Source organism: Brevundimonas phoenicis (assembly GCF_047237745.1).
In the GTDB taxonomy this organism is placed as follows: Bacteria; Pseudomonadota; Alphaproteobacteria; order Caulobacterales; family Caulobacteraceae; genus Brevundimonas.
Map to the genome: position 1 here is coordinate 3,257,836 of NZ_JBDFLN010000001.1, position 21,532 is coordinate 3,279,367.

A 21,532-nucleotide genomic window follows, 5' to 3' on the forward strand; every position below is an offset into this window, starting at 1 on the left:
GGAAGAAGTTAAGGAAATCTCCCCCGAAGCGCGTCAGAGCAGCCCCATCGCCCTGGCGTCGCGCTCCAGCCCTTCACGGAACTCGGGCGCGGCCAGATCGATCAGGGCGCGAGCGCGGGCGTCGTCGGTCAGCCCCTTCAAATTCACCGCCCCATGCTCGGTGACGACGTAATGGATGTCGTTGCGCGGAGTCGTCGCCGGACCGTCCAGCCGCGCCACAATGCGCGAGGCCGCCCCCTTCGCCGCGGTCGAGTGGCAGGCGATGATCGACTTGCCGCCCTCGGAAGCCGCCGCGCCGCGCACGAAATCCAGTTGGCCGCCCGACGCCGTATACTGCCGCCCATTCAGATGTTCCGAACAGCAGGCGCCGAACAGGTCGATCTGCAAGGTGGCGTTGACCGAGATCATCCTGGCGTTGCGGGCGATGACGGCGGGGTCGTTCACATAGTCGACGGGGCGGGCTTCAAAGGCCGGGTTCTCGTGCAGGAACTCATAGGTCGAGCGGTTCCCCATCGAAAAGGTGAAGACCGTCTTGCCCGGATGTAGGGTCTTGCGCGCATTGGTGACGACGCCCGCCTGCATCAGTTCGACCAGACCGGGCGTCAGCATCTCGGTGTGGATGCCTAGGTCGCGATGGTCATGAAGGGCCGCGCACACCGCGTCCGGCAAGGCGCCGATGCCCATCTGCAGGGTCGCGCCGTCCTCGACCATCTCGGCGATCAGGGCGCCGATGGCCAGATCCTGCGGCTGCTGCGGCGCCTTGCCCGCCTCCAGCAGGGGCGCCGCATGCTCGACCAGGGCCGCGACCTGGGAGACATGCACGCGGCAGTCGCCGAACACGCGCGGCATGTGCGGATTGACCTCCAGGATCACCCGCTGCGCCGTCTTCGACACGGCCAGGGCGTAGTCGGTGTTGGTCCCCAGGCTGAAATAGCCTTCGGCGTCCATCGGCGAGACGGTCGCCAGCAAGGTGTCGACGCCGATCTCGCGCGTCAGCACGCGCGGCGTCTGCTGAAAGCCGGTCGGCACGAACCAGACGGCGCGGCGGCCCTCTTCGATCCCGCGCGCCTCCAGCTTCCGCTCGATGGCGCCATGGAACAGGCTGTACGGACGGATGCGGTCGGTCAGTTCGTAGCGCATCACCGTCTCGCCCGCGATGGCGGTGGACAGCAGATAGTAGAGGTTGACGTCCCCCACCTGCCGCGCCTCGGCCCGGTCGGCCAGGGCCTTCAGCAGGGCGGGCGGCTGGCCGACGCCTAGGGCCATGGCGACCTTGGCGCCTGACGGAATCAGGGCCGCCGCCGCTGCGGGCGTCGTCAGGCGTTCGGCGTAGAGGGCGGCGAAATCGGTCACGGGGAAACTCCTGAAGCGTCGTCCTGAAGGGGCGTCCGTCGCTGCGCGGCGACGGCTTCTGGGACCACTATCCGACAGCCGCGCCCGGTCGCGGCGCTAGACCTTGGTCTAACCTAGGGCGCGTCCTGCAAGGGCGCGTCGTGCAGGCGCTGGCGGCGTTCGGCGGCGTAGGCGACCAGCCACAGGGCCATCGACCAGGCGGCGCCCACGCTCCAGCCCGCGAACACGTCAGACGCCCAGTGCGCGCCCAGGTAGATTCGCGTCAGCCCGATCAGAAGGGCGATCACCACCGCGCAGCCCAGGACGTAGGCCTTCAGCCGCTTGCGCGGAAAGGCGCGCGTCAGCATGACGCCCAGCGTCAGGTAGAAGACCGTCGACAGCAGGGCGTGGCCCGAAGGGAAGCTGGCGTTCAGCGTCTCCACCGCCTGATAGATCTCGGGCGGCCGCTCGCGCTCGAACAGGGCCTTCAGGCCTTCGCTGAGGGCCACCCCGCCCGCTAGGCCGACGACCAGCATCAGCGCCGACAGCCGCTTGCCCATGATCAGCAGGAAGCCGATGGCGATGACGGCGAACAGGGTCAGCACTGATATGCCGCCGAGCGAGGTCAGGTCCGCCGCCGCCTCGTGCAGCCACCACGGCCCCCAGGGCCGCCCCGGGTCATCGGCGAAGGGCCGGACCGCCGCCAACACCGCATGGTCGAAGGCCTGGCCGTCCGCCTCGCGCATGTCGTCGGCCACCTCGATGAAGGTCAGCACCCCCAGGGCGACCACCAGCATGGCCGCCACGGCGGCGATCTCCGTGCGGGCGACGCGCAGGGCGCGGGTCAGGAAGGCGGTGGGATGCGGGGCCATGGGGCGCTAACGGCCAAGCTAGTGTCTCGTTCCCGCCGATTTTCCGAGCCCGCCGGGGCGTCATCGCCGCCATTTCTACATCACAGCGGGATCGCAACGCCCGCCCCGTACCGACCCGCCGCCATGCAAGCGAAAAATCACACTTCGGAGACGATAAATTGGTTGGCGCCCCCGCCGCCTTAACACTAGATTTAGATAGTCGAGGTGTTATCCACACAACATCTGGCGTTATCCACATAGGCACTGGGGACTGACGATGGCAGGCGGCGAAGCGTTGCAGACGACGGAATTCTCTACGGTTTCCTCGGCTCCGCCCGAGACCAAGCCGGAGCTGACGGTGGTCAACGGCCTGACGCTGGACCGCACGCGCGACGCCCTGCTGACCGAGTTCGGCAAGAAGACGCTGGAAGACCGCTACCTGCTGGCGGGCGAGAGCTATCAGGACATGTTCGCCCGCGTCGCCACGGCCTATGCCGACGACGCCGACCACGCCCAGCGCGTCTATGACTATATGTCGAAGCTGTGGTTCATGCCGGCGACGCCGGTGCTGTCGAACGGCGGCGCGGATCGCGGCCTGCCGATCTCCTGCTTCCTGAACTCGGTCAACGACAGCCTGGACGGCATCCAGAACGTCTGGAACGAGAACGTCTCCCTGGCCTCGAACGGCGGCGGCATCGGCACCTATTGGGGCGGCGTCCGCTCCATCGGCGAGAAGGTCAAGGGCGCGGGCCAGACCTCGGGCATCATCCCCTTCATCCGCGTGATGGATTCGCTAACCCTGGCGATCTCGCAGGGCTCGCTGCGTCGCGGCTCGGCCGCCGTCTACCTGGACATCCACCACCCGGAAATCGAGGAGTTCCTCGAGATCCGCAAGCCGTCGGGCGACTTCAACCGCCGCTCGCTGAACCTGCACCACGGCATCAACATCACCGACGCCTTCATGGAGGCGGTCCGCGACGGCAAGCCGTTCGACCTGATCTCGCCCAAGAACGGCGAGGTGCGCAAAACCGTCGACGCCCGCAACCTGTGGACCAAGATCCTGGAAATCCGGATGCAGACGGGCGAGCCCTATCTGATCTTCTCGGACACGGTGAACCGGCAGATGCCGCAGCACCAGAAGGATCTGGGCCTGTCGGTCAAGCAGTCCAACCTGTGCTCTGAAATCATGCTGCACACGGGCCTGGACCATAAGGGCGTCGAGCGCACCGCCGTCTGCTGCCTGTCGTCGGTCAACGCCGAGACCTTCCTGGAGTGGCGCGAAGAGCCCCGCTTCATCGAGGACATCATGCGCTTCCTCGACAATGTGCTCGAGGACTTCATCACCCGCGCCCCGTCGTCGATGGCCGCCGCCGTCTATTCGGCCCAGCGCGAGCGTTCGGTGGGCCTGGGCCTGATGGGCTTCCACTCCTTCCTGCAATCGCAGGGCGTGGCCTTTGAATCGGCCATGGCCAAGAGCTGGAACATGCGCCTGTTCAAGCACCTGCGCCGCGAGGCCGACAAGGCCAGCCGCACCCTGGCCGAGGAAAAGGGCCCCTGCCCCGACGCCGCCGATCGCGGCGTGATGGAGCGGTTCAGCCACAAGCTGGCCATCGCCCCGACCGCCTCGATCTCGATCATCTGCGGCGGCGCGTCGGCGGGCATCGAACCGATCCCGGCCAACATCTACACCCACAAGACCCTGTCGGGCTCCTTCGCGGTCAAGAACCCCTATCTGCAGGATCTGCTGGGCGAAAAGGGCATCGACACCGAGGCCGTCTGGTCTTCGATCCTCGAGAACGAAGGCTCGGTCCAGCACCTGGACGCCCTCAGCGACGACGAGAAAGCCATCTACAAGACCGCCTTCGAGCTGGATCAGCGCTGGGTCATCGAACTGGCCGCCGACCGCACCGGCGACATCTGCCAGGCGCAGTCGCTGAACCTGTTCATCCCCGGCGACGTCAACAAGTGGGATCTGCACATGCTGCACTGGTCGGCGTGGGAGCGGGGCCTGAAATCCCTCTACTACCTGCGCTCCAAGTCGGTGCAGCGCGCCGCCTTCGCCGGCGCCGAGGACAAGAAGGAAGAAGAGATCGATCCGAACCAGCCGGACCTCTTCTCGGCCGCCCCCACCGACTACGACGAGTGCCTGGCCTGCCAGTAAGGCGGCGCCCGACCTCCATCGCCATCGCCTTTGAACCGCCCGGGGAACCCTCTCCGGGCGGTTTCGTTCGTCATAAAGGAATGTGGCGTAAAAGAGTCCGTTGCGGTTCCCCGGCGTTCGTGCACAGTGGGGGCGTTAACGGATCGGGAGGCACCGTTGATGCGTCGGATGGCATGGGCAGGATGGATCATCGCGGCGGTCGCGCCGACGGCCGCCTTCGCCATGCCGCAGACCGTGGCGGAAGGCCCCATCGCCGCGCGGGGCGGCGACGCCGTCCGGTTCGAGGACGCCGCCGCCCGGCTGGACAGCCGCCTGCCCTTCACAGCGGAACCTGACGCCGCCTTCGGCGCCCCGGTGCAGTTCAACGATGTCGCCCGATTGAGCGCCGATCAGGGCGAGCTGCGCCAGGAGGCCTGGTTCGCCGGCGACGGCTTCACCGACCGGCTGCGGATCACCACGACAGGCGAACTGCGCCGCGCCGACGGCTCGCCCGCGCCGCCGCGCGCCTTCGACCCCGCCGCCTTCTCGGGCGAGAGCTATGACGTCACCTATACGCGCGGCTGGACCGCCGCCAAGGGCCGCACGGCCTCAGGGCTGGAGGTGTCGCTGACGCCCCACGCCGGCTTCGGCGTCGGCAGCGACGGCCCCTCGGCCGAGGCGGGCGCCACCCTGCGTATCGGCGAGAATCTGGACCGCCTGGCCCCCAACGGCGACGAAGCCTTCGGCGAACGGCCGCGCTGGTATCTGTACGCGGCAGGCTCCAAGCGGGCGGTCGGCTACAACTTCGCCCGCACGCGCGACGGCGACTTCGCCCGCTCGGGCGTCAGCCAAGACGCCGGAACCTATCTGGGCGACGCCTCCATCGGCGTGGCCTATCGCCGGGGCGCGGTGCAGAGCGCCTTCGGCGTCGTCTATCGCGAGATCGAGGCCAAGGGCCTGCGAGGCTATCAGGGCATCAGGACCGATGTGTCGGAAGGTCTGGTGGCCTTCCAACTGACGATCCGCCCGCCGCGCTAGGCGACCTCGCCCCCTTACTGCGTCCGCGCCACGCCCTCGCGGCGGCTGTCGGCCGCCCCGTCCCAGCGCCCGTTCCGCCACAGCCCGCCATGCAGGCCCGAGGTCTCGGTCGTATTGGGCCGCAGCTCGACGCCGCGCGCCGCCATGCCGTCGCGCACCGCCTCGGGGAAGCCTTCGGTGTCGGCGCCGAAGCCGTCGCCCTTGGCCACTAGGTTCGGCAGGTCGAAGGCCTGTTGCAGCGGCAGACCCCAGGCCAGGGCGCCGATCAGGGCCTTGGCGTTATAGGCCAGGATGGACGAGCCGCCCGGCGAGCCCAGCAGGCCGATCAGCCGTCCTTCGCGATCCAGGATCAGGGCCGGCGACATGGACGAGCGCGGACGCTTGCCCGCCGCCACGGCGTTGGCCGCCGGCGTGCCGTCGGTCGCCGTCGGGACCAGGGAGAAGTCGGTCAGCTGATTGTTCAGGAAGAAGCCTCCCGCCATACGGCCCGAACCGAACAGGCTCTCAACCGTAGTGGTCATGCTGACGGCGTCCCCCTTCGCATCCACCACGACCAGGTGCGAGGTGCCCGCCGGTTCGCGCGTGGCGTCCGCGCCGACATTCGGCGCCCCCGCCGGCACGCCATAGGGCGCCGCGCCGCGCAAGGCCGGCGCCAGGGCCGCGCGCTCGGCCACATAGGCCGGGTCCAGCAGGCCCGCGACCGGCACGGAGACGAAGGCCGGATCGCCGAAATAGCGGTCGCGGTCGGCGTACATAAGCCGCTGCAACTGGCCGAAGGCGGCCCAGGCCTCGGGGCTGTGCGGACCCTTGTCGATGTCCGGCGTCTGCTCGGCCATGGCCAGCAGCTCCAGGATGGAGGCGCCGCTGGACGGCGGCGGCGGCACGCAGATGGTGTAGATCTTGTAGGGACCGCACACGGCCTCGCGCACCACGGGGCGATAGCCGGCGATGTCGGCGGTGGTCAGGGCGCCGGGACGCGGGCCTTCGTTCACGGCCGCGACGATGGCCTCGGCCAGCGGGCCCTGCTGCAGGGCGGCGGCGCCCTCGCGGGCGATGCGGCGCACCGTTTCGGCGTAGGCCGGATTGCGCAGGGTCTCGCCCGCCTGATAGCGCGCGCCGTCCGGCTTGGTGAAATACTCGGTCGCCCAGCGCGTCTTCGCCTGGGGCGCTGAACCGTTGATCATGCCGGCCAGCCGCGGGCTGACGATGAAGCCGTCCTGCGCCAGCGTTTCGGCGTCGCCGAACAGCTCGGACCAGGCCAGGGCGCCGTGCTGCTTCTGGGCCAGGGCCAGCATGGGCACCACGCCCGGCGCCCCGGTCGAGCGCCCGCTCAACACCGCATCCCCGAACGCCAGAGGCTTGCCGTTCTCATAGAAGAGCTCGGGCGTGGCGGCGGCCGGCGCGGTCTCGCGCCCGTCATAAACGGTGACGGCGCTGCTTTCGGCGTCATAGAACATCATGAAGGCGCCGCCGCCCAGACCCGAGGACTGCGGCTCGGTCAGGCCCAGCACCGCCTGGATGGCCACCGCCGCGTCCACGGCCGAACCGCCGCGCGCCAGCACCTTCATCCCCGCCTCGACCGCCAGAGGATTGGCCGCCGACACGAACGGTCCTCTGGCGACGGACGCTTGCGCCCCGATCGGCGCCTCAGCCGGAACCGGCGCCGCCTCGGCCCGAACCCCTTCCGTCGTCGTCGCGCAGCCCGTCAGCAACAGGGCCGCCAGCGCCGTCCCGGCTGTGAGAGAGGAAATCCTGCGTGCAGGACGCAGATGGGAGAAGGAAAAGGCGCGCACTCAAGCACTCCGAGGCATTACAGGGAGGCTTTATGCCTAGGCTCGCAGCCCCCCGAGGCCAACCCCGCATTTTCTCAAGATTTTCTGAGAAAACCTGCTTGCCAGCCCCGAAGCGACCCGCTAGATACCCGGCCCTGCCCGCAAGGCAGTGCGCACCCGTAGCTCAGCTGGATAGAGCACCAGACTACGAATCTGGGGGTCAGGAGTTCGAATCTCTTCGGGTGCGCCATCTTTCTCTTTCTCGAACCAGTACATTGACCTGTGCCGTGGCGCGTTCTCCGCAGCGACCGCTAGTTGACGGTCGGCGGCTGCCTTTCGCGCCGCTCCAGCATGCGGGCGCCGTCGGCGGCTGCATATCGACCTCTTTCGCCACGCGTGTTGCTCAGCCGGTCTGTCTGAGGATCGGGTGCGTCTTGATGTTTGGCGGTCTGTCCAGTTGACATTTTTGAAGATACGGTAAGCGTCGCAATACGACGGAGTACGCGATGCTGTGGCTGCCGTTCGCCAGTCTGGTCGTCCTTGTGCAGGAAGAGGCTCCGGGGCGTACGCCGGTCGCAAGCCGCGTTGTCGGTCAGTCGATAGTACAGGATCTCGACGACCCGGTGCGGGTGGACGACATCGAAGTTCGCGGTCGCCGAGGGGCCGCGCGCGTACCGCCCGACATCGAACTGGACGGCGCCGAGATCGACGCGCTCGGCGCCTGGGATATCGGCGAAGTCCTGAAGCGCATGGGCGAGACGCTCGGTGTCGGCGAAGAGCCGATGGTGATCATCAACGGCAAGCGGGTGGCGAATCCCGGCGTCTTCTACGGTTTCCCGCCTGACGCCTTGATGCGGACGGAAGTTCTGCCGCCCGAGGCGGCGGCGCTCTATGGCGGCGCGCCCGGCCAAAGGGTTGTCAATCTGGTTCTGCAACGACGCTTCGCCAGCTACGATGGCCGTGTGGCGGGGTCGCGCCCGACACAGGGCGGGACGTCCTCTCTGTCAGGGGATATGCGCCGATCGGCTATTGCCGACGAGAACACCCATCAACTGGGCCTTCGAGTCTCGCATGATACCGCCCTGCGAGCCGATGAGCGGGATCGCAATCTGCCTGGCGAAGGGCCCGAAGCGGGCGCGATCACCTTGCGCCCTCGCGCCGATCTGGTTTCCGCTAACGTCAATCTGACGCGCGCCTTGGGCGAGTGGTCCGCCGTTTTCAGCCTGAACGGTCAGACCCGGAACACGCGCTCCGTCGCGCGCCTCAGCGAAGGCGTCGTAGAGAGCCGCCGACGGAATGACAGTCTGGGCGGGTCGGTCGGCCTTAGCGGCTTCATGGCCGGCTGGAGTCTGCAGGCGAACCTGACCGGTCAGGCTTCACGCGCTCGGGAAGACGGCTTTACGGATACGCGCAATGAGAACCGCTCGCTGGGGCTGAACGCCACCGCCAGTCGAACTCTGATGGATTTGCCGATCGGGCCGATCGTCGCGAACCTGAATGGCAATCTGATGGAAAGCCGTTCGATCATCGATCGGGATCGGATTCACACGACGACCGATTTCCAGACCCGGGAAGGGCGAGGCTCGGTGACGATTCCTTTGCTGAAGGCCAACCCTGACGCGGCGGCTGGACGTTGGATCGGCGACCTGCAGGCGACGTTTGGCGCCAGTGTTCGAGAAACCAGCGGTGGAGGCGGCGACGAGTTGAACGGCGCCCTGGCCTGGACGCCGCGAAAGGGCGTGCGCCTGAACGGCGTGTGGTCGACTTCGAGCGACAGCATCTCGGATATTCAGAGGTTCGAGCCCATCTACTACGGCGCGCCGAGGGTGGTGTTTGATTTCCGAACCGGGGAGGCGGTCGAGATCGCGCCCATCTTGGGCGGCAACCCTGACCTGCTGCCGCCGCGATCACGCCGCCTGGCCCTGACGGCCAGCCTGGGGCCCTTTTCTTCCTGGAGTCTGTCCGGAAATTTTGGCTATCATCGCGCTGAATCCACCGATGGGATCGGCTCGTTGCCGGATCTGACGGAGGACGTCGAGGCGGCGTTTCCGGAGCGGTTTCAGCGGGACGCCGCCGGACGGCTGATCAGCATCGACTACAGACCGATGAACCTGAGCTCCAGCCTGACGGAAGGCGTGACTAGCAGCGTGAACTTCAGCCTGCCGCGACGGACCCGCGTCGGCGAGAACGAGTCGACCGTCCTCAGGGTGGCGCTGAGCCATAGTTTCCGCATCCGGGATACGGTCGCCTTGCTAGAGAACCTGCCGGGTCTGGATCGCCTGAAGGGGGATGGAGGGGGCGTTTCCAGACAAGACGCCCGGATCATGCTGGACGCGCGTCGGGGGCGCTGGGGCGTCAACGCATCGGCGAACTGGCGCGATGGATACCTTACGCGGCGCGTCAGCGGCGCGGACGGTCCGGGCGATCTGGTGACCGAGCCGTTCACCCGCGTGGATCTGAAAGTCAGCTTTCAGGTTTCCTCATCGTCCATGCGCGCTCGACAGGATGGTGAAGACGCCTCACCGCGAAGAAAGGTCAGCGGCTTGCAGCTGAATCTTGAGGTCGAAAACCTGTTCGACGCACGTCCGGGCGCACATCTGGGCGACGGATCGCCCGCGCCCGGCTATGGGCGGGATATTCAGGATCCGATCGGGCGAACGGTCCGCCTGACATTGCAGCGGCGTTTCTGAGAACGTCCGCTGAACCGGCTTATGGATGCGGCGACAAGATCATTCGCGGGCGTGCTTACAGAACTGTCATCTTGACGGGCACGGAGGAGTTGGCGAATGGTGAAGGTCTAGCGAACGATGGTCCGGGGAGGGGCCATGGGGAAGCAATCAGTACAGGACAGGGCTTCACGCGATCTGGAGACGACCTGTCGGACGCACGCAGATGGGTTGCGAGCCATTACCCGCAGGGTTCGGGATGATGAGGCGGACCTGGCCCAGGACTCATGTCTGCGCCTGGTCGAGACCGCGTCGCGAGAGCCGGTGGCGGCGCCGGCCCATCTGTTGTTCCGGATTGCGCGGAACCTGGTGATTGACCGCATACGCAGCCGCAGTCGAGCGGCGAGTCTGTTTCAGGACAAGGCGATCTATGCCCAGTATCCCTGCCCGGCGCCCGACCCTGAACGCGTGCTTCTGGCGAATGAGCGATTGCGTCGCGCGCTGAAGGTCATCGACGCCATGCCGGAGCGACGTCGTGAGGCCTTCTTGCTGCACCGGATCGACGGCCTCAGCTATCCTCAAATCGCTCGAAGCATGGGGGTCAGCGTCAAGGCGGTTGAGAAGCACATGTCGTCGGCCATGCTGCAACTGGTGCGCGGCATGCAGGCCGGGGGGTTTGACGAGTAGGGCGTAGCGCTGTTCGTTCGTCTATGGTTCTATCCCGCGGCCTTCCCAAGCCGCCAGCGTCCCCAGTTCATGATTGTAGACGATGATATCGAGCACGAGGCGGCCCAATGGTTCGCCGCCCAGCGCCGGGGGCTTATGGCGCTGGAGGAACGACAGGCCTTCGATGCGTGGCGGGCCGATCCCGTGCATCAGGCCGCGCTCAACCGCATGCATGAGGTCTGGGGCGAGGTTTCGGCTGTTGGAGAGATGGGCGTTGCGCCCAGACGGCGCGCAGGACGATCCCGGCGGGCTGCGGTCGCGGCTGTCCTGGTGCTGGGTCTGACAGCCAGTCTGGGCGGCGGCGCCTGGTGGGCGCTGAACCGCTCAGTCGTTCAGACCCGTGTCGGCGAACAGCGCAGTCAGGAACTGGAGGACGGCAGCATTGTCGCCCTGAACGTCATGACCCGTGCGCGTTATGACATCAACGCGCGAGAGCGCACGGTGTACCTGAACGCAGGCGAGGCCGCCTTTGTGGTGCGCAAGGACGCCGAGCGTCCTTTCCTGGTGCGGGCCGGCGGCTATGAGGTTCGGGCCGTCGGCACGGCCTTCAATGTCCGCAGCCGCGACCGCAATCTGGATGTGGCGGTCAAGGAGGGGGTGGTCGAGGTCCGTCGACTGTCGGGCGAGGGCAAACCTGTTCTGTTGCGAGCCGGCCAGCGGCTGCAGATCAAGGATGCAGGGGCTTGGCGCGCGCCGCTGACTATCTCTGAAATACCGACCAACGCCGTCGATGAGTGGCGTCAACGCGTCCTGACCTATGAGGATGCGCCCATCAGTCAGGTGATCCAGGACGTCAACCGTTTCTATGAACGGCCGCTGGTGATTGATCCGGCCTTCGGTCGCCGTCATGTGACGCTTCGACTGGTGATCGACGATCGGGAGGACACCGTGAAGCGCTTGGCCGCCCTGCTGGGCGCCCAGGTCCAGCGCGCCGACCGGGCGGACAGGCTCAAGTCTGCGGTCTGACGGCGACCTGAAGAATTTCTTGCGGCGGCAGGTAGGGTGCGCGCCCGGCTCGGCGTCTAACCTCCCAACTAACATCTCTTGGGAGGGAGAGGCCTATGGTTTTGCGCGCTCGAGTTTCGCGTCTGCGTATGCTTGCGGGGGCCGGTTGCGCCGCCCTGGTGATTGGCGCGGCCATGCCTTCGGGCGCCGCGGCTCAATCTGCAGTGGCGTCGTTCAATATCCGCTCGGCCTCCCTTTCGCAGAGTCTGCTGGAATTCGGACGCCAGGCCGGCATTTCGGTGGCCGTGGACCAGGGCCTGACAGCGGGCCTGAGAGGACAGGCCGTGTCCGGCGATATGCCGGTAGGCGAGGCCCTGGACCGTCTTTTGGCGGGTACGGGTCTCAGAGCCGAGTTCGCCGGCCCCAACGCCGTCCGCCTCGTCCGCGCCGGCCAGGGCGACGCCGGGGGAAACGACCTTCAGGTCGTCCGCGACACGGGCGACCAGGAGACGACGACCGTCGCCGACGTCATCGTCACGGCGCAGAAGCGTGAGGAATCCATCCAGGACGTGCCGATCGCCGTTTCGGCCTTCTCGGCCGAAAACCTGGACGCCATGAAGATTGAGGGCGGCTCGGAGCTGATGCGGGCCATCCCGAACGTCAGCTTCTCCAAAGGCAACTTCAGCATGTACAACTTCTCGATCCGCGGGATCGGGACCAAGGCGGTGTCGGCGTCGTCCGACCCGGCTGTCGCCGTCAGTTTCAACAACACGCCGCTTATCCGCAATCGTCTGTTTGAGCAGGAATATCTGGATGTAAACCGGGTGGAGGTGCTGCGAGGGCCTCAAGGCACCCTGTACGGCCGCAACGCCACGGCCGGTGTGGTCAACATGTTCCCCAACCTGCCGCGACCGGACTTTGACGCCATGCTGAAGGGCGAAGTCGGCAACTACGGCGCGATGCGGGGCCAGATGATGGTCAATATCCCGGTCACCGACACCTTCTGGGTGAGGGCGGCCGCGTCCCTGACCAAGCGTGACGGCTTCGACCACAACACCTTCAACGACACCCGCGTCAACGGGCGCGACCTCTACTCCGTGCGTCTTTCGGCCGCCTGGGAGCCGACGGACCGGTTTCGCGTCAATCTGATCTGGGAGCATTTCGGCGAGGACGACACGCGCGCCCGGACCGGCAAGCAGTTGTGCACGACCGATCCGGGGCCGACGCAGGTGGGAAATTACGCCCTCACCAGCACCTATCTGCGCGGCATACTCAGTCAGGGGTGCCAGCCGGGCAGTTTGTTCAAGGATGAAGCCTACGGCACGCCGAACGGCACGGGCATGGCTCAGATATGGGCGGCGGGCAACGTCGCCCACGGCTATCGGATCGTGAATGGTCGGCGCACCATCATTCAAGGCATTGCTTCAGGGACAAACCCCTATGACGGCATTGTTCAGTCGAGAGATCTGCGGGAAATTTCAACCAGCTACGATCCAAAATTCAGAGCAAGTAATGATATTTATCAGTTTAATTTAGAGTATGATTTTACTACGTATTTAAAATTCACTTCGCAAACGACTTATGCAAAAGATTATTACTGGTCAACTCAGGACTACATGAGATATGTCTCAAATGAAGTTTTCAGTAAGTCCGACTATAATGATTACGTCGATATATTTGGCAGGCCGATGAGGGTGCATGAAACAATTTACAATGCTGCGCCTGATGGTGTTTTTACGGACCCGCAACTCGGACCATCAAAGCGAATGGTTTCGGCGGATTTGAGCAAATCTGATAATGAACAATTATTCCAAGAAATAAGGCTGCAATCTGATTTTGATGGAAGATTTAATTTCAATATTGGAGCCAACTATTTAAAATTTGATACAAAAGATGACTACTATGTATTCAATAATGTATTTAGTTTTATAGCAAAGTATTTTTACAACAAGACCGGGAACGCCTCAACAAAGTGTGTTGATGGTCGCGCCAATGAGTGCGTATATGTCGATGAATCACCAATGAGCGAATTGGTTGGTGATGGGCATAATTATTTTAGAAGTAAAAATGAGGTCACTACTGAATCCTACGGCATATTTGGCGAGGCCTATGTCGATGTTTCTGATGAATTTCGTCTGACGGCGGGGCTTAGGTACACGGACGACAGCAAGACGACGACGCCGTACCCTACCCAGCTGCTGCTCGGAACCAGGGATCTCTTGGGTTACGGTCACTTGACCGGTGGATCCTATTCTCGCGGCTTCATACCCCTGCCCGATGTCGAGCAGTCCTGGGGCGAAATGTCCGGACGGTTGGTTCTGGATTGGAAGCCGTCGGAGAATTTGATGGCCTACGCCTCCTACGCCAGGGGATACAAGGGCGGCGGTTCCAACCCGCCTAGAGCGGGCCTCGACCCGAGGGTCGTGCAATACTTGCCGCAGTCCTCGACCTTTGAGCCCGAGTTCCTCAACGCCTATGAAATCGGCGTGAAAAGCAATCTCCTGGACCGGAGATTGCGCCTCAACGCTACGGCCTTCTACTATGACTACACCAACTATCAGGTGTCCCAGATCACCGATCGCATCTCGCTGAACGAGAATTTCGATGCGGAAAGCATGGGGCTGGAGCTGGAAGTCGCCTATCAGGTGACGCCGCGCTTTAGGCTGGATGGTAATTTCGGCTATCTGAGAACGCGTATCGGCGACGGCGCCGGTTCTATCGACGTGATGAACCGTACGCAGGGGAATAAGGACTGGATGGTCCTGCGTCCCTGGGTGCAGGTGCCGTCCAACTGCATCGCTCCAACCGCCATTGTCGAGAAGATCGTGAGCAGCGCCTATACGGAAGGGCTGAAGCAATTATCGCTTCAGGTTCTGTGCGGCGGATCCAAAAACTACGGTTCGTTCGATCCCAATTTCACCGGCGGAACGCCATTCTGGTCCCTGTATGGGGTCACCTACAATCCTCTGACGGACGCTCCCAATAACGGGCGAGGTTTCCTGGCTGACCTCAGCGGAAACGAATTGCCGAACTCTCCTCGTTGGACGGCCAATATCGGCGCTGAGTACGTATGGGATGTTGGTGAAAATTCCATCACCCTGAGGGGGGATTACTACAGGCAGGCCGAGAGCTATTTCCGTGTTTATAATACGGAATATGACAGATTGGAGTCTTGGGGAAATGCGAACATATCCATATCCTTGGAAAATCAATCAAGTGGCATAGTTGTAAGTGCATATGTAAAGAACGTGTTCGATGATTCTCCCATAGTTGACGCGTTTACCAATAGTGATGATACGATGTTGACGACAAATGTCTTTACGCTGGATCCAAGGGTGTTTGGGTTTAGTGTTTCTAGGTCATTTTAATTTATTGACTTAAGGTTGTAATTAAAGAAACAATAAAATATCAGAATTATCTGACCCCATAACGCAGAGGAAAAACTTATGACTAAGTTGTTTTCTGTAATGTCTTCGGTTGCAGCTCTTGCAATTTTGAGCGCGTCTCCCGTTTTGGCTGGAAATTTCAAGACGGCTCCTGGAAATTACACGGCTCAGGGGCCCCTTCTTCTGTACCAGACCATTGACGGCGTTGTGTGTAATGTTACTGCTAAAATCCGTGTCGACAGTAATGGCGACGCCTTTATCACCAGCCTGGTCTTCGGCCCCGGCGATCATCCCTTGTGCGGAAGCTTGATCCGCCCTCTAGCTCCGCCCCCGCCGGATGTTCCCATCAGCCACGGCCCGTTCACGCCGGGCTCCGATGAAGTGGACATCAGCTTCCCGGTCAATATCCAAGCCGGGGCCGGAACCTGTGCAGGCACACTGGGCGCCACGCTGACGCTGTACTGGGGCGCAAAGGGGCCCAACCGCATTGGCACCAATCCTGTAGCCACGGTCACCGGCACGCCTCTTCCCTGCACGGTCACTGGCGATCTGACCATTACGCCGGATGCGCCAACCACCGGCGAGTTGCGGCTCTAGCCTTGATTGACGCGGCTCTGGGATCATCTCGGCGGAGCCGCCGTGACGTCCTGCCGGGATGATCTTCTCTCTATTGTTTCCTAAACCAACCTGGCCGGGCGATATCGTCCGGCCTTTTTTTTGAGCCCGCCTCTTCTGGGCCATCGCCATTTCAACAAGACGCCGTCGCTCACGTACGGAAGACGTATTGATGCGAGCACCTGTAATGGGAGATCCGCTTGCCACATCCTCAAGAGCCAAGTCATTGAAAGGAGAGTTGGCGCGCCATATCACCAGAACGAACAACTTCATGCAAAATAATTCGTAACCAATTAGATTCGTGATTGACGGTCATATGACGAGTTGGAAGATGTTGTGGAGTATTATAATCTACACTACAGAGGTGATCACTCGGCGATCCAAGCGAAAGATAAGGGCGTTTCTGCATGGGCGACTTGTTCGATGTCCTTGTGTAAAGTATTAACAAGTCTATCATGGGGATAATCGGTGATGGGGGCAGTTGCGGGCAACTATTGAAGATTGCTCAATAGTTCAAACCAAGGGCGAGCGCAGCCTCACTCGCCAGATCGCTCACTGCAGTCTGCCTGTGATCCTCGCGATCGGTTTCAGGGTCCGCTCCCCGCGTGGCGCCCAGTTCCGGTGTCGGGCGACGAATAGCCTTTCGGAGTCCCTGAATTAGGGCTTCGTCATGGACGACGCTTGGATGAAAGACTCCGGGGCCGACTATTCAGAGGAACTGCTGGCCCGCAAGCCGATGACCATGCGCGGCTGGATTGCGAAGCTGGACGACTTCCCGCGATTGGGGGATCGAGACATCCTCCAGCATGCAGGTCGGGTCTCCGCCGACATGGCGAAGATCAAAGCTCAGGCGAAATACGACAAGTGGCATGACCGCCGCCTGAATCAACCTGGCGCGGTCGATGGCTTCTTTCAGCGCCGCGATCTGGTAGGTGTTTATGTTGGCGGTGTTGATCCGGTCAGTGCGGCCCTCGCCTTGGCCTTCTCGACAGGGGAGAGCTTTGGAGCAGCTTGGAAGTGTTGCGAGGCGGCCGGCGCAGCGCCTCGATCATGTCGCGACATCTACGGGCGATGGAGCGCGCTGGCGTGTCTGCGCCGAGGATCGCCACGACGAGCCGCTTGGTCGTCTGATAAGCCATCCGCGTCGTTGGCGACCAATCCCGCGTCGGATCATCCATATAAGCGTCGTAGAGATCGCCGAGCGTGATGCCGGTCGAGGCTTCCGTCTCGACAATGGCTGGCGTCGATGCGAGCGGCACTGGTTCGGTGAACGCTTCGAGCATGATCGGATCAACGATCAGGCCCACCCTTGAACGGGCAATTTCAAACTCGTGCTCGATCTGGGCGGCGACTCGTAAGGCGCGACGCTTGGCCACCGTCGGGCTGTCCGTCCCTAACGATCTCCAGATTTCTTTCTTCCCGATGATGCCTTGAAGGGGCTCCGGCACGCGGCGTCGATAGTGAATCTGATCGCGTTTCCGAACGAGATGCGTTCGAACAATGTGTAGACGTTTTGTGTAGACGCCGTTTCGACGTTTATCCCAACGATCAGAAGGGTTTAGCCGCTGACAGTCGGTCGGATTGTGTAGACGGTTTGTGTAGACATCGTGCGGAAACGGTTGTGCGGACGGTAATTCCGCAGCGTTTTCAGCGATGTTGGGAGAGATGGCGCACCCGAGAGGATTCGAACCTCTGACCCCTGCCTTCGGAGGGCAGTACTCTATCCAGCTGAGCTACGGGTGCGTCTGCGGCGCGAGGGCCGGACGGCGGTGCTTACAGCATGGGCCGGATCGCCTCAATCCCTGATCTGTTTCCGCAGCCGCTTCTTGGCGAGAGGAATGCAAGAGCCTAGCGTCACGGCCAAAGAGAGGGAGTCTCCATGCGCGTCACCACCATCGCCGCCCTGACGGGCGCCGCCGTCCTGCTGGCCGCCTGCGCCGCATCGCCGAAGCCGACGGCCGACAGCCTGGACGCCGTGGCGCGCGACTATGTCGCCCTGACGCTGGAGATCGGCGAGCGCGAGCCGGGCTATGTCGACGCCTATTACGGCCCCGCCGAATGGGCCGAGGCGGCCAAGGCCAATCCGCGCGCCCTGCCCCAGTTGGCCGAAGGCGCGGCCGCCCTGACCCGACGCCTTGAGGCCCTGCCCGAACGGGGACTGGACGACCAGAGCCGCCAGCGCCGCGCTTATCTTCTGGCCCACGTCTCAGCCGCCTCGGCGCGGCTGCGGATGCTGCAGGGCGAGAAGCTGGGGTTCGCCGACGAGGCCGAGGCCCTGTTCGGGGTCCGGCCGGAGTTGCGGCCGCTGTCGTCCTATGATCCGGTTCTGGCGCGCATCGACGCCCTGGTTCCCGGCGAAGGGCCGCTGGCGGAACGAGTGGCCGCCTTCCGCGCCCGCTACGTCATCCCCAAGGACCGGCTGGATACGGTGATGCGCGCGGCCATCGCCGAGTGCAAGGCGCGCACCGAGCGCCATATGGCCCTGCCCGCAGGCGAAACCTTCACGCTGGAGTTCGTCAACGACAAGCCGTGGTCCGGCTACAACTGGTTCAAGGGCGGCGCCTTCAGCCTGATCCAGGTGAACACCGACCTGCCCATCTACATCGACCGTGCGGTCGATCTGGGCTGCCACGAAGGCTATCCCGGCCACCACGTCTACAACGCCCTGCTGGAGCAGACCTTCGTCAAGGACAAGGGCTGGGTCGAGATGAGCGTCTATCCGCTGTTCAGCCCCATGTCCTTCATCGCCGAGGGCAGCGCCAACTACGGCATCGACCTGGCCTTCCCCGGCCATGAGCGCACGGAGTTCGAGGCGCGCGTGCTGTATCCGCTGGCGGGGCTGGACCCGACGACGGCCGAGGCGCAGACCCAGCTTCTGGCCCTGACGCGCGAGCTGGCGCGGGCGGAATATACGGTGGCCGACGACTATCTGGCCGGGCGCATCGACCGCGACACGGCGCTGGACCAGCTGCAGAAATACAACCTCGTCGCGCGCGACCGGGCGGCGCAGCGGCTGAACTTCATCGAGACCTATCGCTCCTATGTCATCAACTACGGCCTGGGCCGCGACATGGTGCAGGCCTGGGTCGAGCGTCAGGGGCCGGACCACTGGAAGACAACGGAGCGGCTGCTGGCCAGCCAGACTCTGCCGGTCGATCTGGACTGACGCGGCGCGCAACCCGCAGCGGGCCGACGCGTTAACGCCAAGGTTCAAAATCTAAGAGGGGCTTTCACCCATGCGTCTTCGTATCCTGACCATCGCCGCCGCCTCGGTTCTGGCGCTCGGCGCCGCGGCCTGCACCCAGGCTGAACAGCAGAAGGCCGAGGCCAACGCCGAAGCCGCCGGCGACAAGGCCGCAGACGTCGCCGCCCAGACGGGCGAAGTCGTCGAGTCCGGCGCCATGAAGGCCGCTCAGGCGGTCGAGGAAGGCGCGGGCAAGGTCGCCGACAAGCTGGAAGACAAACAGGCTGAAGCCGCCGCCGAGGGCCGCCCCGGCGCTGTCGATCCAGCCACCGACACGCGGGTTCCCGCCAAGCACTGACGACGAACGCCAGATACACGAAGGGGCCGCGCGATGTCGTTCGCACGGCCCCTTTTTCTTGCCTCGAGTGGGGTAAAGCCCCCCAGGCCGCGTCGGGTCGGGAGGTCACGAAGGGCCGACGATCGCGGCCTGCTCAACTGCGCTCAAGCAGCGAGCGACCGCGTCGCGAGCGATAGCGCCCTCAGATATGTATGGCGTGTCCCAGCGCCCGCAGGGACGCCTCGTGGAAGGCTTCACCCAGGGTTGGGTGGACGTGGATGGTGCCGGCCACGTCTTCCAGCACCGCGCCCATTTCCAGCATCTGGGCGAAGCTGTTGGACAGTTCCGACACATGCTGGCCGACGGCCTGAATGCCCAGCAGGCGGTGGTCGGTCTTCGAGGCGATGACGCGGACGAAGCCGCCGTCCTCGCCCGCCTCGATGGCCAGGGCGCGGCCGATGGCGGCGAAGGGGAAGACCGCCTGGATCACGTCATCGCGGCCCTTCACGTCATCAAGGCCGAGGCCCGCCGAGACGATCTCCGGTTCGGTGAAGCAGACGGCGGCGATGGTGGTCGGGTCGAACACGCGATCATGTCCGGCGATGATCTCGGCGACGACTTCGCCCTGAGCCGAACCCTTGTGCGCCAGCATGGGTTCGCCGGTCAGGTCGCCGATGGCCCAGACGTTCTTCATGCTGGTGGCGCAGCGATTGTCGATCTTCACGAACGGGCCGTTCATGGCCACGCCCATGTTCTCGAGGCCCCAGCCCTTCGTCCGCGCGCGGCGGCCGACGGTGACCAGCACCTTGTCGGCGTCCAGCTGCATCGGGTTTCCGTCCTTGTCGGTGACGTTCAGCTTGCCGTCCCCGAACCCGCCCGCGCGGGCGCCGAGCAGCAACTTAACTCCATGCCTTTCCAGCCATTTGGCGACCGGGTCGGTCAGGGCCTTGTCGTAGAGCGGCAGGATGCGCTCGGCCATTTCGACGATGGCCACTTCGGCGCCCAGCTTGCGGAAGGCGATGCCCAGCTCCAGGCCGATGTAGCCGCCGCCGACGACGACCAGCTTCTTCGGCACTTCCGGCAGGCTCAGGGCCTCGGTGGACGAGATGACGTCGCCGCCGAAGGGCAGGAAGGGCAGTTCGACCGGCTCCGACCCCGTGGCCAGGATGACGTGTTCGGCGGTGATGCGGATGTCGCCGTCGTCGGTCTTCACCGTGCAGGTCTTGGCGTCCGAGAAGTCGGCCCAGCCCTTGATGACCTTGACCTTGGCCTTCTTCAGCAGGGCGGCGACGCCGGCGTTCAGCTTCTTGACCACGCCGTCCTTCCACTCGACCGTCTTCGACAGGTCGATGGCCGGGGTCGAGGCGGTGATGCCCAGCGTGCCGTCGCCGGCGGCCTTGGCTACCGTCTCAAACTTGCCCGCCGCGTGGATGATGGCCTTGGACGGGATGCAGCCGACGTTCAGGCAGGTGCCGCCCAGGCCCGGCGACGCGTCCACCAGCACGGTCTCCAGCCCCAGCTGGCCGCAACGGATCCCTGCGACATAGCCGCCGGTTCCGGCGCCGATGATCAGGACTTTGGTTTTCAGGGTCTGGGTCAACGATAGGCCTCAATGCGAGAGGTGAATTCAGGAGGAATTTGCTGCGGTTCAAAAAGGCGTACGGCGCCGTTCGGGGTTTCCATCCCGAGCACGAGGTCGCCGACTTTCACGCGCTGAAAATCGACGCAGACCATATCGGCGTAGTCACCAAGGCGACGAACGCTCTCGGCTGCCGTCAGGGCATAGATCGGCTTGGGCTGGCCTTGGATCGCTTCCAGACGCTCGATAGTGGCCTTGGATTCCGAGATTTCCAGGGTCGCTGTGCGACGAGGTTCCTGCAGTCGCTCCACCGTGGTCACGCGCCCGATGAAGAGTGCTGGACCATCGGCGCGCAGAAGCGAAGGCCAGTGAGGCGGAGGCTCAGGAATGCAGGCCCAGGCGGAGGTCGCACTGAGAGCGGCGAGGGCGAACCCAATGATTAGAACTTTGGTTTTCAGAAGCTGGGTCATTCGCGTTGATAGCGCTCTAGGAGATTCTGAATTCTGGAGAGATCGTTCGTGTACGGATACACTTCCATGGGAGCGCGATAAGCTGATCCGTCCATGGGGGCGAGCGCGGGTGGATCTTCGCCATGGGAGGGCGTGATGATCTCGGCGAAGAGACGTTGGGCTTCCGCTGGATCAGCTTCGAGTAGCAGCAAGACGCGTTGACCTTCCTTCACGGGGAAAATCGGTCCGCAATCATCCTTCGTAGCCCAGCGATAGCTTGGCACGGTTCGTAAGCGGGCAGGACCAGTAAGTCGAAAATTGGCCACGTACACGGGACCCATGCCTTCTTCCCACTCTCTGGGCCGCACCCGTCGAACTTCGGCGACCTCAGCTTCGAATGCTGCGGGGGCGGTAAGGAAGGTGAAGTTCAGAGGGAGAAGCGTACAGGCGTTGGTTTCGCCTGCCGCCAACAGCGCGGCTATCGTCAGAGCTATAGCCGCGCTGCGCTTCAT

Annotated in this window: 17 protein-coding genes, 2 tRNA genes and 1 pseudogene; 12 read left to right on the plus strand and 8 right to left on the minus strand. The window is 63.9% G+C overall.

Annotation, left to right across the window (positions count from 1 at the left end):
- Window positions 1–33 precede the first annotated feature (33 nt).
- Together ABC419_RS16285 and ABC419_RS16290 are read right to left on the minus strand one after the other, a co-directional pair.
- Window positions 34–1,353 carry an acetyl-CoA hydrolase/transferase family protein gene (locus ABC419_RS16285; RefSeq protein ID WP_412876771.1) on the minus strand — a complete coding sequence of 440 codons (1,320 nt, stop codon included), beginning with the start codon at window positions 1,351–1,353 and terminating at the stop codon, window positions 34–36.
- A gap of 113 nt (window positions 1,354–1,466) precedes the next feature.
- The gene (locus ABC419_RS16290; RefSeq protein WP_412876770.1) at window positions 1,467–2,204 is read right to left on the minus strand and encodes a phosphatase PAP2 family protein; all 738 of its coding nucleotides are present in this window, start codon (window positions 2,202–2,204) and stop codon (window positions 1,467–1,469) included.
- A gap of 256 nt (window positions 2,205–2,460) precedes the next feature.
- Here ABC419_RS16290 and ABC419_RS16295 point away from each other — a divergent pair, with 256 nt between their 5' ends.
- Window positions 2,461–4,344 carry a ribonucleoside-diphosphate reductase subunit alpha gene (locus tag ABC419_RS16295; protein ID WP_374759230.1) on the plus strand — a complete coding sequence of 628 codons (1,884 nt, stop codon included), beginning with the start codon at window positions 2,461–2,463 and terminating at the stop codon, window positions 4,342–4,344.
- Between the two features lie 159 nt (window positions 4,345–4,503).
- Complete coding sequence (locus ABC419_RS16300) at window positions 4,504–5,361, plus strand: lipid A-modifier LpxR family protein (RefSeq protein WP_412876769.1); 858 nt, start codon at window positions 4,504–4,506, stop codon at window positions 5,359–5,361.
- A gap of 14 nt (window positions 5,362–5,375) precedes the next feature.
- Here the strand turns inward: ABC419_RS16300 and ABC419_RS16305 are convergent, their stop codons facing one another.
- Window positions 5,376–7,154 carry a gamma-glutamyltransferase family protein gene (locus ABC419_RS16305; protein ID WP_412876768.1) on the minus strand — a complete coding sequence of 593 codons (1,779 nt, stop codon included), beginning with the start codon at window positions 7,152–7,154 and terminating at the stop codon, window positions 5,376–5,378.
- Window positions 7,155–7,306: 152 nt separating this feature from the next.
- Here ABC419_RS16305 and ABC419_RS16310 point away from each other — a divergent pair.
- The 8 genes from ABC419_RS16310 (at window position 7,307) to ABC419_RS16345 (ending at window position 16,678) form a co-directional block, all read left to right on the plus strand.
- Window positions 7,307–7,383: transfer RNA gene (locus ABC419_RS16310), tRNA-Arg, on the plus strand.
- A gap of 256 nt (window positions 7,384–7,639) precedes the next feature.
- Window positions 7,640–9,823 (plus strand): TonB-dependent receptor, encoded by a 2,184-nt coding sequence (locus ABC419_RS16315; RefSeq protein WP_412876767.1) that lies wholly within the window; start codon window positions 7,640–7,642, stop codon window positions 9,821–9,823.
- Window positions 9,824–9,958: 135 nt separating this feature from the next.
- A complete protein-coding gene (locus ABC419_RS16320) occupies window positions 9,959–10,486 on the plus strand; it encodes an RNA polymerase sigma factor (protein ID WP_412878272.1) in 528 nt (175 codons plus the stop codon).
- 69 nt (window positions 10,487–10,555) lie between these two features.
- Window positions 10,556–11,491: a FecR family protein gene (locus ABC419_RS16325; RefSeq protein ID WP_200216515.1), complete on the plus strand. Its 936-nt coding sequence runs from the start codon at window positions 10,556–10,558 to the stop codon at window positions 11,489–11,491.
- Window positions 11,492–11,586: 95 nt separating this feature from the next.
- The gene (locus ABC419_RS16330) at window positions 11,587–14,838 is read left to right on the plus strand and encodes a TonB-dependent receptor (RefSeq protein ID WP_412876765.1); all 3,252 of its coding nucleotides are present in this window, start codon (window positions 11,587–11,589) and stop codon (window positions 14,836–14,838) included.
- A 78-nt stretch (window positions 14,839–14,916) separates the two neighbouring features.
- Window positions 14,917–15,453: a PraA/PraB family alkane oxidation protein activator gene (locus ABC419_RS16335; RefSeq protein WP_412876764.1), complete on the plus strand. Its 537-nt coding sequence runs from the start codon at window positions 14,917–14,919 to the stop codon at window positions 15,451–15,453.
- A 499-nt stretch (window positions 15,454–15,952) separates the two neighbouring features.
- A complete protein-coding gene (rhuM, locus tag ABC419_RS16340; RefSeq protein ID WP_412876763.1) occupies window positions 15,953–16,132 on the plus strand; it encodes a RhuM family protein in 180 nt (59 codons plus the stop codon).
- Between the two features lie 75 nt (window positions 16,133–16,207).
- Window positions 16,208–16,678, plus strand: a complete 471-nt coding sequence (locus ABC419_RS16345; RefSeq protein WP_412878289.1) for a virulence RhuM family protein — start codon at window positions 16,208–16,210, stop codon at window positions 16,676–16,678.
- Window positions 16,679–16,796: 118 nt separating this feature from the next.
- Here ABC419_RS16345 and ABC419_RS16350 read toward each other — a convergent pair.
- A pseudogene (locus tag ABC419_RS16350) lies at window positions 16,797–17,138 on the minus strand (DUF6538 domain-containing protein); the annotation flags it as partial.
- Window positions 17,138–17,214 (minus strand) — tRNA-Arg (locus tag ABC419_RS16355). The gene ABC419_RS16355 and the pseudogene ABC419_RS16350, both read right to left, overlap by 1 nt.
- Before the next feature lie 136 nt (window positions 17,215–17,350).
- Between ABC419_RS16355 and ABC419_RS16360 the strand changes: the two genes are divergently transcribed.
- Window positions 17,351–18,637, plus strand: coding sequence for a hypothetical protein (locus ABC419_RS16360; protein ID WP_412876762.1), 1,287 nt, complete (start codon window positions 17,351–17,353; stop codon window positions 18,635–18,637).
- A 70-nt stretch (window positions 18,638–18,707) separates the two neighbouring features.
- On the plus strand, window positions 18,708–19,013 hold the full coding sequence (locus ABC419_RS16365) for a hypothetical protein (protein ID WP_412876761.1): 306 nt from the start codon (window positions 18,708–18,710) through the stop codon (window positions 19,011–19,013).
- Window positions 19,014–19,194: 181 nt separating this feature from the next.
- Here the strand turns inward: ABC419_RS16365 and lpdA are convergent, their stop codons facing one another.
- From lpdA to ABC419_RS16380, 3 genes are read right to left on the minus strand one after another with little or no spacing between them, the layout of a single operon-like run.
- The gene (gene lpdA, locus ABC419_RS16370; RefSeq protein ID WP_412876760.1) at window positions 19,195–20,592 is read right to left on the minus strand and encodes a dihydrolipoyl dehydrogenase; all 1,398 of its coding nucleotides are present in this window, start codon (window positions 20,590–20,592) and stop codon (window positions 19,195–19,197) included.
- A complete protein-coding gene (locus ABC419_RS16375) occupies window positions 20,589–21,041 on the minus strand; it encodes a hypothetical protein (protein ID WP_412876759.1) in 453 nt (150 codons plus the stop codon). The genes lpdA and ABC419_RS16375 overlap by 4 nt, the downstream gene beginning before the upstream one ends.
- Window positions 21,038–21,532: a hypothetical protein gene (locus ABC419_RS16380; RefSeq protein WP_412876758.1), complete on the minus strand. Its 495-nt coding sequence runs from the start codon at window positions 21,530–21,532 to the stop codon at window positions 21,038–21,040. Before ABC419_RS16380 ends, ABC419_RS16375 begins: the two co-directional genes overlap by 4 nt.

Coding starts and splice junctions, on each gene's coding strand:
- ABC419_RS16290 (WP_412876770.1), bottom strand. CDS start 2,204: ATGGCCCCGCATCCCACCGCCTTCCTGACCCGCGCCCTGCGCGTCGCC.
- ABC419_RS16295 (WP_374759230.1), top strand. CDS start 2,461: ATGGCAGGCGGCGAAGCGTTGCAGACGACGGAATTCTCTACGGTTTCC.
- ABC419_RS16300 (WP_412876769.1), top strand. CDS start 4,504: ATGCGTCGGATGGCATGGGCAGGATGGATCATCGCGGCGGTCGCGCCG.
- ABC419_RS16315 (WP_412876767.1), top strand. CDS start 7,640: ATGCTGTGGCTGCCGTTCGCCAGTCTGGTCGTCCTTGTGCAGGAAGAG.
- ABC419_RS16320 (WP_412878272.1), top strand. CDS start 9,959: ATGGGGAAGCAATCAGTACAGGACAGGGCTTCACGCGATCTGGAGACG.
- ABC419_RS16325 (WP_200216515.1), top strand. CDS start 10,556: ATGATTGTAGACGATGATATCGAGCACGAGGCGGCCCAATGGTTCGCC.
- ABC419_RS16330 (WP_412876765.1), top strand. CDS start 11,587: ATGGTTTTGCGCGCTCGAGTTTCGCGTCTGCGTATGCTTGCGGGGGCC.
- ABC419_RS16335 (WP_412876764.1), top strand. CDS start 14,917: ATGACTAAGTTGTTTTCTGTAATGTCTTCGGTTGCAGCTCTTGCAATT.
- ABC419_RS16345 (WP_412878289.1), top strand. CDS start 16,208: ATGACCATGCGCGGCTGGATTGCGAAGCTGGACGACTTCCCGCGATTG.
- ABC419_RS16360 (WP_412876762.1), top strand. CDS start 17,351: ATGCGCGTCACCACCATCGCCGCCCTGACGGGCGCCGCCGTCCTGCTG.
- ABC419_RS16365 (WP_412876761.1), top strand. CDS start 18,708: ATGCGTCTTCGTATCCTGACCATCGCCGCCGCCTCGGTTCTGGCGCTC.
- ABC419_RS16375 (WP_412876759.1), bottom strand. CDS start 21,041: ATGACCCAGCTTCTGAAAACCAAAGTTCTAATCATTGGGTTCGCCCTC.
- ABC419_RS16380 (WP_412876758.1), bottom strand. CDS start 21,532: ATGAAGCGCAGCGCGGCTATAGCTCTGACGATAGCCGCGCTGTTGGCG.